This window comes from Saprospiraceae bacterium, from assembly GCA_016712145.1.
Classification (GTDB): Bacteria; Bacteroidota; Bacteroidia; order Chitinophagales; family Saprospiraceae; genus Vicinibacter.
This window is the reverse complement of the sequence record JADJRO010000001.1, coordinates 2,488,869-2,502,309: the sequence shown is the minus strand read 5'-3', so window position 1 is coordinate 2,502,309 and position 13,441 is coordinate 2,488,869. Positions and strand designations below refer to the sequence as shown.

Genomic DNA, 13,441 nt, shown 5'->3' with positions numbered 1-13,441 from the left:
TGAATGGAATGGTAAATAAAATGAATCTAATTGAAATAATTAATAAAAATAGATTCAGAACACCCTTAAATAATAGCTGGTTTGCACATAGGTATTTTTGTACTATCACCAAGAAAGCGAAGTGGCGCTAATTCTATTTTTGTAATCTTATTTTCGCCTTCTTTAATTTTCAATCGTTGATTAACAGGTATATTATGAAAGACTTCTTGTTTCTGAGATTTCTGCCAGGTTATTGTAAGTTCATCAATAATTGCAGCACTGCCCAAACCAATATCTTTTCTTAAAGAAGACGAACCAAAGCTTCCACCGGAATTTACATCTCTGTATATATCCCGTTTCGTTCCATTTTCAGTGATGCTGATTTTAATGCGGGATCCAATAGCAGCTTTATTGGAATCACTCCCTTCCAAAAGGACTTGAATCCAGTTGTTATTATTTTGCCCCGGATTAAGATAAAAGGAATTGTGAAAAAAATCACCCGGAAATGCACCGCCGATTTCAACAAAAATATCCTGATCTCCATCATTATCCATATCTGATATTGCAACGCCATGGCCTTTTTGTAAGTTTCCAACACGGGCAGCTACCGTTACATCGGTAAATTTTCCATCCGCAGAATTTTTAAACAAACGATTTGGTACTAAGGATTCAAATTCCGGATTTCCTGTTGCTAAATACAAATCTAAATATCCATCATTGTCTACATCGCCAAAATTTGCACCCATTGCATACACTGCATGTTTCAGACCGGCTTCATTCGAAACATTTGTAAAACTACCGTTTTTATTGTTTCGATATAAATGCATTTGACAAATCGTTTGTTCTATACCAAGTTCTTCCATACAAGTGGTTGTCGCAATGGATTTTCCAAAATCATAACCACTCACAAAAATATCTAACCATCCATCGTTGTTATAATCCCAAAACCAAGTAGGAAAAGTTTTTGCTTTAATATCATCTAAACCAGCTTCATGAGTTACATTTTGGAAAATTGGAATGTTATTTTTTACACCCATATTTTTTAGTAATACCTGTTGACCTGTTAAACTTGAAATGTAAATATCTTCAAACCCATCATTGTTATAATCACCTGCAGTTACACCTTTGATAAAATCAATTAGCTGACAACCGGCTTGTTCTGCAACCTCTGTAAAGTGACCCTTTTTATCATTGATAAATAATTGGCTGGGATAGTCGGTCGTATTTGGAGTGGCTTCATTGCCAATAAATAAATCAAGCCAGCCATCTTTATTAAAATCTCGCCACACCGCGGCCTGCGTTGGACGCATGGAGATCAATCCACTTTCTTCGGTAACATCAGTAAATGTAACATCCCCGTTATTTCGTAACAAGGATTTGGGTTGTTCTCCATACTTATTCATCCACGCACCCCTTGCAACGAAAATATCAAGATCACCATCATTATCATAATCTGTTTGCATAATATTTAATCCACCGGTTAATTGAGATAAATTAGAAGATTGGCTTACATCTGAAAAGCTGCCTTTGCCATCATTGATATAACAATGCATAGTTCCTTTTAATGACCAGTCAGAAGTAATGATATCTAAAAAACCATCTCCATTAAAATCATCCGTTATTGCACCACCTGCGAGATTACTGGAAATAATCCCAAGCATTGGAGCGATATCCACAAATGGTTTAAAATTTTCTTCGGTAGGATCTTTGTCTAAATTGGGTATCAGGAATTTAGTAGGAACCTGGGTCGGATATTCTCCAACCGTCATATAAGCAATATTGAGTATCCAACGACTTTCAAAATCCATGGGTTCTTTTTCAAGTATTTTATTTAAAATCGTGATGGCATTTCTTGAATTGGATTGATCTTTATGAATGCCAGTACCACGAATTGGCAACAAACAAGATTCTACTGTATGATTTGTTACACAGTTTTGTTTTTCACCCAAACGCAAATAAGATATTGACAGTTTTTTCATTAAAATAATGGTACTGGGATCATATGGATCGGTCAATCTTTGAGATAAAAATTCTAATTGTTGTACAGATTCAGCTTCTCTGCCCATTGCAAGCAAAGCAAAACCTCTTCTAAACAGGAGCTCCATCCGATCCATTTCACTTAAATTCTGTTTTAAAATGGAATCATATAATTTTAATGCAGCAATGGGTGCAAATGGATTATCAGGTGCTAAATTTTTCTGATAAATGGACTGAAGCATTTGACTCATCTTTTGAGTTGAATCCTGGGACGTTGAGCACTTAAAGAAAGCAAAAGCGATTCCAAGGAGTGCAACAACTAAATACACGATTGTTTTCATTGATAAAATCGTTTTAAAATTTTCAATTTTTATTTAAAAAATTTCAGGTTCATTCAATTCAACCGATTCAAATCTGATTGATCTATTCGTTAGATTAAAGAAATAGGACAGCCCTGCAAATGATTTAACATTTGCCCCCAATTGGTAAAATCATGTGTTTCTTAGAAAATTCTTAATGTGTTCTACACATAAATGGTAATTCCAGTTCTTTAATTCCTGGGTCAAGATTAGATAGGAAAAGCACTAAGACTTCTTAAAATTTGTGTATTATGAAATAGACAGGATGAATAGGTCTAATAAAAGGATAAAAATTAATAAGTCAATAAAAGGTTGATTAAAAATTAGCTTTCTTATTTTATTACAATGGATTGCACATTGGAATTTTAGAACTATCCCCAATAAATTTAAGGATTGGTAATTCTAATTTCATTAAAGTGCCTTGACCTTCTATTAATTTAAGGCTTTGATTGACCGGGACATTATAGAAGGATTGGGTTTTTTGAGTTCTTGGCCAGGTAATGCTTAATTCGTCAATAATATCAGCCTGACCCAGACCGATATCTTTACGAAGGGATGTACTTCCAAAGCTACCTCCTGAATTTACATCCCGATAAATGGAACGTTTAACTCCATTTTCAGTTATTACTACTTTAATTCTGGCCCCAATTGCAGAGCGATTCGATTCTTTACCTTCTAGAAGCAAGTGAAACCAACGGTTGGTATTCTGACCAGGATTTAAATAGAGTGAATTATGAAAATAATCACCGGGATAAGCACCCCCAATGATCACATAAATATCCTGATCACCATCATTGTCTATATCAGTAATTGCTACGGCATGTCCTTTTTGTAGATTCGCTACGCGGGCAACCACAGAAATATCCATAAAACTGCCATTACCAGTATTTCTGAATAATTTATTAGGAACAATTCCTTCAAATTCGGGATTACCTGTAGCTAAATACATATCCAGAAAACCATCATTGTCAATATCACCAAAATTGGAACCCATAGTAAAAACGGGAAAATCAAGTCCAGCCGCTTTTGAAACATTGGTGAAGGTTCCGTTTTTATTATTTTGGTACAAATACAATTTGCTCCCTGTGTGTGGAATTCCTAATGCATCAGAACACATTGTATGTGCAATAGATTCGCCAAAGGCATATCCACTAACAAAAATATCCAGCCAACCATCATTATTATAGTCCCAAAACCAGGTAGGGAACGTTTTGATTTTAATATCATCTAAACCTGCCTGTTGTGTTACATCTTTAAATTGTGGAATTCCATTTTTGATTCCGGTATTTCTAAATAATCTTTGATTTCCGGCGGCGCTGGATATATAGATATCTTCTAAACCATCATTGTCATAATCACCAGCACTAACTCCTTTTGTATAATCTATAATACGGCAACCTGCTTTGGCAGCGGATTCAGTAAACGTACCATCCGTATTATTAATAAAAAATTGACTTGGATACGTAGCCCGTTGATTGGATGTTTCATTACCAATAAATAAATCCAACCAACCATCTTTGTTGAAATCTCTCCAGACAGCTGCCTGTGTTGGAAAATAACACAACAAACCTGCTTGAACGGTAACGTCTGTAAACGTGCCATCCCCATTATTTCTTATTAATGAATTTGGTTGTTCGCCAAACTGCTCCATCCAGGCACCTCTTAAAACAAAAACATCCAAATTGCCATCATTATTATAATCAACTTGCATAATGTTTAGTCCACCATTTAACTTGCCTAAATTGGAACTGTTAGACAGATTATTAAAACCACCTTTACCATCATTGGTAAAAAAATGCATGGGTTCAGTTAAACTCCAGTTAGAAGTTACAGCATCTAATAAATTATCATTATTAAAATCATCGACGATTAAACCGCCTGCCATGTTTTTTGTATTCAAACCAAGAAAAGGAGCAATGTCAACAAAGGGTTTAAAAGAAACCGTGACTGGATCTTTATCAAGGTTTGCGATTAAATATTTTTTAGGTACCGAAGCCGGATATTCCCCAACAGTCATGTAGGCAATATTCAATAACCAACGAGCGGATAAATCATCCGGGGTACGATCTAAAATTTTTGTAAATAATTTAATGGCCGTTTGAGAACCCGATTGATCTTTATGGATCCCGGTGCCTCGGATTGGTAACAAACAAGATTCAGCGGTATGATTGTTGATACAATTTTGACGCTCTCCCATTCTTAAATACGCCAAAGCCAATTTACTCATTAAGGTAGCCGTTCCACTGCCATAAGGATCTTTCAATTTACTTGCGACCAATTCAAACGCCTGAATTGCCTCCCGTTCTCTGCCCAAAGCCAATAGGGTGATTCCTTTCCCGTAGAGGCATTCCATTTTCTCTTCAAAACTTAAATTAATATTTAATAATGAATCATAGTATACCAAAGCAGAATTTGGAAAGTAAAAATTTTCTTTGACTGAATTCTTTTTGAATGTTTTTTCCAAAAGCCCGACCATGTTCGTGGTGGGATCCACAGTCGGTTTGCAAGCCATTACTGAGAGAAAAAGAAAAAAAGAAAGTCCAATTTTAAATTGAATTGACTTAATCATATTTGATTTAATTAAATATAAACAACATTACTACCTAAACCCGAAAACATACCAAAGAAAGTCTAAAGGTATTTAATAATATAAAATTCAAATTTAAGATCTGTTAGAATGTAAATAAATTAAATTAGAATCTGTTTAATACCATTCAAATTAAATAAAATCAGTATATTTAACTGTGTTTAGTAATTCTAAAATTGAATTGATTTAACATTTTACTTAGGTCCCTCAAATTGTTTATTTTATTAAATACTGGATTGGTTTTTAACATTTTTTATAACTAAACATATTAAATTAAATGTAATAGAATTTATATATTACCTAGAGATATATGCTTTATAACCTTCTATTAATTCTTAATTAAAATGAATAAGCAAATTGCAAAATGGAAAGCCTTTTTTAATCCGGAACACTATCAGGGCTGGAGCAAATCCAAAAATTATTTTGAAGGGTGGTATTTTAAAATGCTAAACGCAGCTTGCGATCAGGCTTTGGCTATTATACCGGGTATATCTATGGATCCGGAAGGAAAGCAAGAAGCTTTTATTCAAGTTTTAAATGGAAAATTGCATCGCTCGGAATTTTATCGATTTAATGGAGCGGCTTTTAAGGCAAAACCTGGAATATTTGATATACAAATTGAAGAAAATCGCTTTTCAGAAACCGAAATTATCCTGAATTTGCCCGAAATTAAAGGGAGGCTCCAGTTTGAAAATTTGGTTGGCTGGCCAAAACCCTGGTATTCTCCAGGAATTATGGGACCTTATGCATTTGTACCCTTTATGGAATGTTATCATGGGATTGTTAGTATGGATCATACAGTTTGTGGACAACTAATTTACCATTCAAAAGCACTCGATTTTCAACATGGAAGGGGGTATATTGAAAAGGACTGGGGACATTCGTTTCCTTCGTCTTATGTTTGGATGCAATCCAACCATTTTAGTAAACCGGGAATTTCATTTAAGGCATCTGTAGCAAACATACCTTGGGTACGAAATTCTTTTGTTGGGTTTATTGCCGGATTGTGGTATGAAAATCAGCTTATTCGATTTACTACGTATAATAATACAAGGCTTCGAAAATGCAACATCACATTGGATCATGTTGAAATAATATTAGAAAATAAAACGTTCCTGTTGGAGTTAGTTGCGTACAGAAGTCAAGCAACCAAACTTGCATCACCAATTCAAGGTATAATGGATGGAAGAATTGAAGAAAGTATGAGTTCCAAAATCAACGTGCAATTGTATTCAAAAAAAGAAAAAAGAATTGTATTTAATGATATAGGGTATCACGCAGCAATGGAAGTAGCCGGAACAATTGAGGAGTTACTAATAAACTGAAAAATTGAAATTCAAAAGCGTATTACTTAAATCTAAGAATTATTTTTTAAGCTTAATTCCTTGTAAATTATTTCATAGGTAGGAACTGGTATATGATGTGATTTGGCCAGTCGGACTATATATCCAGTAAGAGATTCCAATTCTGTTTTCGATTTTTTTATAAAATCTGAATGCATTGATGAAGTTGTTTCATGTGGTAAAAAGCTTACACGATCTAATACAATTTTTTCAATATGAGAATCAACAGGAATTTCTAATTTCTCTGCTACGGAATTAAGTTCTGAAATTAATTGTAAGAGCGTTGCCATATGTTTGGGTATTATTCTGAATTCACCTATTGTAAGATTGAGCCAACTGGTTAAACTGGCAACTGGAGAAATGAAAAAATATTTTTCCCACATTGCCTGAAGAATTTCTCTTGTATAAATTGCGGGAATGGAAGCATCATGCATCCATTGTTTAAAGAATTCCACCGTGTCATCATTTGTTTTTTCAGAGCCAAAATATAATTTTGGTTCAATTCCAGAAACTAAAATTTGACCAGGGGCAATCAGCCTTGAAACAATATAAATACACGCATTCCAAACAGGATTGTCGGGATAGATTTTTTTAATTTCATCATAGCTGTCCACACCATTTAAAAGAGGGATAATAATGCTATCTGGATGCATGCAAGATTTAAGCGAAAGCAACGCATTTTTTAAATCATAACTTTTGGTACAACAAAAGAGAAAATCAATTGCCTTCAATGATGCAACTTGATCCGTTGCCTGATCGGGTGTAACTGTAAAATCAAGGCTGGGTGTTTTTACATGCAAACCAACGTCTTGTATTTTTTTTAAATGCTCACCACGACAGATAAAACTTATTGAAATACTTGCATCATTAGCAAAGTTACGGGCAAGCATACCACCCAGGTAGCCTCCAACGCCTCCCAAGCCTAAGATAGCGAGGTGTTTCATTATATTAAGAATTAATAATTAAAAGGTTAATAGTAATTTTTGGTGCTCATTTCAAATATTTTTCAAGCCAGGCTTGAACTTCCTGATAAAAGAATCTGCTGTTTTCTGCTTTTAATATCCAATGATTTTCTTCTGGGAATACAATTAATTTACTGGGAACTTTTTGGCGTTGTAAAATATGCCAGTTTTCGATTGAATTATTAACAGGCACCCGATAATCCATTTCACCTACTGTTACCAACATGGGTGTTTTAAATTGGTCTGCATACATAAATGGGTTTTGTTCTTTCCATGTTTTTGAAGCACTCCAAGGTGTTCCACCATTCATGGTTTCACGGTTGAATATTGCATCACTGGTTCCCCATTGTGAAATACTGTTTACCAATCCGGCATGACTGATCAAACATTTGTAATGGGATGTAGTAGCTTGTAACCAATTGGCTAAATGTCCGCCGTAGCTGGCACCTCCAGCAGCTTGTTTTGTACCATCGATAAATGCAAATCGGTTTATGGCATCTGCAGCTGCTTCATTGATTTCATCACCAGGACCTTTAAAAGGATCCAATGCAATGTCTTGAGAAAATTTTTCTCCATAACCGGTTGAACCTGTAAAATCTGTTGCCAATAAAATATATCCTGGTTTTGCTAAAAGCTGATAGTTCCAGCGATACGACCAATTATCCAGCCAAGCGCCAGCTGGCCCCCCGTGAATTAATACCAGCAAAGGATATTTTTTTGAAGCATCAAAACCTGCTGGCTTAACGAGGACACTTCGAATTTGTTTACCACGACTTGATTTAAACCAAATTTCTTCAATTGGATTTAATTCCAGTTCGGAGAGTTTTACTTTATTAAAATAACTTAGACTGTAATGAGATTTTTCTTCAGTAATGCGAACTACTTCGGGAGGCATGGTAGCCGATTCATAATTTCCAACAACAATTTCAGGTGTGGTTTTAGAGCAAGACAAATTTGAATACGAGCCAATCGATTCTTTACTCTGTTTCGTGAGCCCTGAATTTGAAATGTTTATAGTATAAATTACATTATGTCCGCGGTCTTCTACTGCTAAATATAATTTATTCGGTGCAACACTATAACTTTGAATGGGTCTGTCCAATTTTGAATTCAAAATTATTTTATTTTTCATTGAAGGCCAATCAAATCGGACAATTCGATTTTGATTATATACTTTATTATTATTATTCTGACTGTAAATACAAATTAAATAATTACCATCTAAACTGAAATCAGGATTTTCATAATTTTCCTGACTCGAAGTAATTTGGTTTGCATCACCTCCTGATATTGAAATGCTAAATAACTGAGAAGTAGGTTCTTGATAAGCTGCGGTGTTGTTGTTTGTTGATGCTGCGAATACAATGTGTTTGCTATCTGGAGTCCAGGATGCACTGAAGAAAGAAAATCCGGCTTCTTTACTTATAGCTACATTTGAAAAAAGATTTAGCGCCATGCTGTCTGGATGTACAGCCTGAACAAACACATGAGTTTGTTTTTCATCCAGCCAGTGGTCCCAATTTCGAATTGGAAAGTTTGTATATACCCGTGCTTTATATTTTATTTTTTTCTTCTCTTCAATCATTTTCTTATTTGTAGAATCTGCATAACATAAAGGATAGACCTCACTGGTAAATAATATTTTTGAACCATCGGGACTCCACTTCGGACCGGATGCACCGCCTGATAATTTTGTTAGTTTTTGTGCTTCACCGCCTTGAGCTAAATTAAGTGTATAGACCTGAGACTCCTCTTCTCCATCTCGCTTGGCTACAAAGGCGATAAATCGACTGTCAGGGCTCCAGGAATACGAACTTTCTGCGGCTTTTCCAGCAGTAATTTTACGAGGCGGTGCGGATGCATCAGATGGAACGATCCATAAATCATTTATTTGTTCTTTGGAATCATAAGATGGTTCCAATACACTAAACACAACCCATTTTCCATCCGGACTTATGGCAGGCGTACCGACTCGTTTTAACAGCCACATGTCTTCATGTGTAATGGCATGTTTACTTTGAGCAAACATTAAATGGAAACTAAATAGTAATAAATAGAATGCAATTCTTTTCATATTGTAAATCTAAATTAATATCTAAGGGAAAAAGTATAAACTACTTCGGATGTTTATTATAACTGTTTTTGATACTATCAACTTCATGTTGATCCGGTGAATTATGTTTTGGTGCTTCTTCTACTTTTTTATTTGAAACACCGCCTACAGTCTTATTTTTGGTACATTGGCATGAATGCTGCAACATGCCAACCAATAAAATACTAAAATATAATAATCTTCTTTTCATCTTTGAATTTTTTGTTGCCTACAACTTCCAATAAATAATTTCCAGCGATCAGATTGGTCTTATTAAAACTTAAATTGTGAATTCCTGAAACTAAAAAATCATTGTAAAATACTTTTACGGTTTTTCCTTGATTGTCTAAAAGTCTTATTGATATTTGTTGCGCAACATTTAAATTGAAACTGTAATTAAAACTATTGTTAACTGGGTTTGGAAACACAGTTGAATTTAATTCTTTGCGTGTTTCATTTTCGGTTGCACTAACAATGGTATAAATTTCAGCTATAGCACTTCGGTAGGTGTCGTAACGACTTTCACTAGGTACATCGCTTCCATAGGATCCATTGATCCAAATTCTTGGGTAGGTAGAATTACTATATTGCCTGCAAGAACCGATATAATCTCCCCATCGCTCGGTGGTTCCATTTAATAGATCAACATAAGATTCACCAGAATTGACTAATACGGAAGCAGACCAATCCATATTCTGATCACAAAAGACAACCCGAAATTGTGGATAAATATCATCTCCACTACGTAAAAATCCAATCATAACAGATAAGTCATTTTTATTGTTAGCATAACAGGTAAGGCAAGGATACGCATAGTCATAACTTCCTTGTAAACCAAAGGTGCTTGATTGTGCTTTTAAAGTTTGCACTGTAATTCTATGATAATTAATATATCCCCATCCATTTCCTTCACTGGTATTGTGAGCGACGTGTACAATTCCATTTAAATAAAAAGCACCTAATATCCTGCTGTCTCCAGAATCCAATACATCATTGGTTCCAAGTTGTCCGGCATTGCCTGCAGGGGCATAAGCGGGTACTGTGATCGTATAACTGGATAGATTTGGATTACCGGTAGTCGCATCATCAATATACCAGAGTCGTAATTTATCAGATCCTCCAGATTTTGCATTTACAAGATAAATTCCCGGACCATAATTACCTTTTAATCCATAGGAAACTGGATAAAGTGAAAACGCATTGATAGGGGTATTGCTTAATCCGGAATAATAGTAATATTTCATAGTACCCCTGTTATACACTGATGTTTTATCAATTTGATAAATGATGCTTTCATTTGAAACGCCATCGTCGCTAAACAGATTTCCAGTAAGAACAATATCGCCGGTTGATTGACCCAAACCCGGATAATCAAACCAGGAATTGCTATTGGTTGGATCCCCATCAAGCGTATAATAATACCAACCATCGATTCTTGGATTATCAGAATAAGAAATTGCCAATAATACTTTTGAAACATCGGCTTTACTACCATGAAGTACAACCAGGATGAAACGATTTTTATCTGAATCGAAGATTACTTTAGGATCATACAGTTTACTTGTTATATCATTTCCTGTAAAAAAATCAGACCAATATTTTCCGGAGAAGTAGGTACCCGTTGAGCTGTAATATTCAATTCCATCATTATTAACGGCAACAATATTTCCACCGGTAGAGATAGCCAATGAATTATCCGGAGGTGTTCCGTTAAGCATCCAGGGACCTTCAAATTTTCTTGAAATTACAGGATCAGGAGTTAATAATGTCGGCTCCTCCGCTGGGCCTTTATACGTTTGTTTTTTAGTTTGATTCCATAGTTCTTTAATGGCTTTAACATCCGGACTCTCGTGTTCGGTTACATTAAAACGTGTATTAATTTTAAACCTCCAATCGCCTTCCGGTTTATTGTTTGCATCGTATGCAACAAGTTCTTTTTTACTTGAATTCCTTTGCCCTGATGGTGCAGATGGAGCCGTTGGTGTAATAATCAATTCCTGACTATTGGCTATTAAATTATAAAAACAAAATAATGCCAGCGTTAAATAATATTTCATTTGTTGAAATTATATAAAATTAATTTATTAGATTTATTAAAATACCAGGCTAACCAAAGGGAACTTAATGTCCAACCTAAAAGTAGGTCAATCATTTCAGCTTTAATATAATGCCATGGAAAAGAAAACCAATTCATATCATCCAGTATGCCTTGAAATAGTGCAAACAAAGCAAAGCAGATGGAAACAGCAAATCGTATAGAATAATGCTCAAATGCACCATAATATAAAACAAAAGCAACCAAAAATCCCGAAAGCATTGCATACAGGACACCGAGGAGTAAATAAGACGCAGACATACCGTCCATTTGTTGATGATAAAAGATCATGGCCCAGGGTTTACCCAAATTATTTGTCATGAGTTCTTCTTCTTCTTTTTCTTTAGTTGGACTATTTGGGTCGGCACTTGGGATCATATAGAGTCCGTCTCCGGTTAAATTTTGATTTAATACATCCAATATGGCCTTGCTGTTGGAGGTGTATTGACTGAAGTCATTGTGAAAACCACCCATCCACATGATGGATTGAAAGGCAAAATAGATAAAGCCAGCTACTAAGCCACCAAGGGCTATTTTTTTCATTTGTTTGAATTTTCGATTAAAAATAATAAATTCTATCTGAAACCTAAAATACTTCTATTTGGATGGACAAAAAGTATCAATTTGATAGCCTTATTGAATGCTTAAAACATGTGTTTTATTTCCGATTAATTTTATTTCTGAATAACTTATAAAAATTTTTTTAAGCATCGTTGAATCTGTAATCGGTTCTTTTATTAATATATATCGTGGTTTAGATTCTAAAATTCGATCTGCTTCGTCATTTAAATTAAGTTGAAGTGCTTCCAAATGTTCCGGATTCCAAAGCAAAGAAGCATGAATGTAAGGACTAGGACTTTTTAAATTTAGTAGATAATAGAGAATGTGAGCAGAATTGCCAGTGTATATCCGTTCTCCAGGTTTTAGTTCCTTACTTAAGAAGGTGTACAGTTCGGTAATATCTGTTTTACGATTATAATAACTTTGTTTTTGAAAATAGAATATCAGTGGAATTAATATTAAACAAACAGATACGATCCGTCTTTTATTTTTAATTAATGCTTGCATTTTAAAAAGCTCAAGACTACCAAAACCTGCTAAAAGACTTATTGGAATCATCAACTGAATAAAATAATGACTGAATCCTTTTCCAGGTAAAACGATGATAATTAAATCATACAAAATCCATATATAAAATAAAATAGATAATAAATCAGAACGTTTTTTTAGTTGAAGTAGGCCGGCAATTGCAAGTAAGATCCAAATAAAATAACGGCCACAAAAATCTCCAATAAATATCAGGCTGTTGGATATAGTAATATCTGAAGGATATCGACTCAAAACATCAAAATTGAAATAAAAGAATTGATCCAATAGTTTATAATTATAGAAGTAAGTCAACATCAGACATATCGGTACAATAAAACCAACTAGTAATTTAAGAAGCTTGAAAAGGAGTTGGCGATTCAAATTATTTTGAAGACTTGCTTGAATGATTAAAAACGACCCAATAACCCCAGCTTCTGATAAGGCTACATATTTTGTTATGAAAGCAAATCCCAACAATAAACCAGATATAATTTCTATGTGTTTGGTTTTATTAAATAAAGTCAAATAGATTGCAGCTAGCGTAAACAGATTGAAATAAATTTCTGTATTTGGGCTTACGCCCCAGTTTTTGAAAATTGAAACGATTAAAATGTAGGAAATACTTCCAAACCATGACGCATTAACGTTCTGTGTACTTTTAATAATAAATTTAAATATAAAAAATGCAGTGATTCCAATCCAAACCGATGCAACGAATCGCGTCATACCAATTGATCCAAAACTTAAAAATTCTAACAACTGATAGATCCAGAAGATACCGATGGGTTTGGTGTCAATGACATCTTTTAGATAAATGGATCCTTGTGAAAGATCCCTGGCAATAATCAGATAGGTAGATTCGTCGTGATCAATGACCGGCGGGAAAAAACTCCAAAACCTGAAAAAGATTGCTAAAAGCGGTAATATAAATCCAGGATGCTTAATAAATTTTTTCAAA

General features: G+C 34.5%; 9 protein-coding genes. 1 reads left to right on the top strand and 8 read right to left on the bottom strand.

Annotated elements, in window-relative coordinates; genetic code table 11:
- Window positions 1–65 precede the first annotated feature (65 nt).
- Both IPK91_10250 and IPK91_10245 read right to left on the bottom strand, forming a co-directional pair.
- The gene (locus IPK91_10250) at window positions 66–2,297 is read right to left on the bottom strand and encodes a CRTAC1 family protein (GenBank protein MBK8297638.1); all 2,232 of its coding nucleotides are present in this window, start codon (window positions 2,295–2,297) and stop codon (window positions 66–68) included.
- Between the two features lie 358 nt (window positions 2,298–2,655).
- On the bottom strand, window positions 2,656–4,884 hold the full coding sequence (locus IPK91_10245; protein MBK8297637.1) for a VCBS repeat-containing protein: 2,229 nt from the start codon (window positions 4,882–4,884) through the stop codon (window positions 2,656–2,658).
- Between the two features lie 362 nt (window positions 4,885–5,246).
- On the opposite strand from IPK91_10245, the gene IPK91_10240 reads away from it, so the two are divergent.
- Complete coding sequence (locus tag IPK91_10240) at window positions 5,247–6,227, top strand: hypothetical protein (protein ID MBK8297636.1); 981 nt, start codon at window positions 5,247–5,249, stop codon at window positions 6,225–6,227.
- Window positions 6,228–6,259: 32 nt separating this feature from the next.
- Here IPK91_10240 and IPK91_10235 read toward each other — a convergent pair whose 3' ends face one another.
- From IPK91_10235 to IPK91_10210, 6 genes are all read right to left on the bottom strand, one after another.
- Window positions 6,260–7,189, bottom strand: coding sequence for a 2-dehydropantoate 2-reductase (locus tag IPK91_10235; protein ID MBK8297635.1), 930 nt, complete (start codon window positions 7,187–7,189; stop codon window positions 6,260–6,262).
- Between the two features lie 46 nt (window positions 7,190–7,235).
- On the bottom strand, window positions 7,236–9,281 hold the full coding sequence (locus IPK91_10230) for a S9 family peptidase (GenBank protein MBK8297634.1): 2,046 nt from the start codon (window positions 9,279–9,281) through the stop codon (window positions 7,236–7,238).
- Window positions 9,282–9,321: 40 nt separating this feature from the next.
- The gene (locus IPK91_10225) at window positions 9,322–9,510 is read right to left on the bottom strand and encodes a hypothetical protein (protein MBK8297633.1); all 189 of its coding nucleotides are present in this window, start codon (window positions 9,508–9,510) and stop codon (window positions 9,322–9,324) included.
- A complete protein-coding gene (locus tag IPK91_10220; GenBank protein MBK8297632.1) occupies window positions 9,485–11,356 on the bottom strand; it encodes a T9SS type A sorting domain-containing protein in 1,872 nt (623 codons plus the stop codon). Before IPK91_10220 ends, IPK91_10225 begins: the two co-directional genes overlap by 26 nt.
- Window positions 11,353–11,937, bottom strand: coding sequence for a hypothetical protein (locus IPK91_10215; GenBank protein MBK8297631.1), 585 nt, complete (start codon window positions 11,935–11,937; stop codon window positions 11,353–11,355). The genes IPK91_10220 and IPK91_10215 overlap by 4 nt, the downstream gene beginning before the upstream one ends.
- A 90-nt stretch (window positions 11,938–12,027) precedes the next feature.
- A complete protein-coding gene (locus IPK91_10210) occupies window positions 12,028–13,440 on the bottom strand; it encodes a hypothetical protein (protein ID MBK8297630.1) in 1,413 nt (470 codons plus the stop codon).
- Between the last annotated feature and the right edge of the window lies 1 nt (window position 13,441).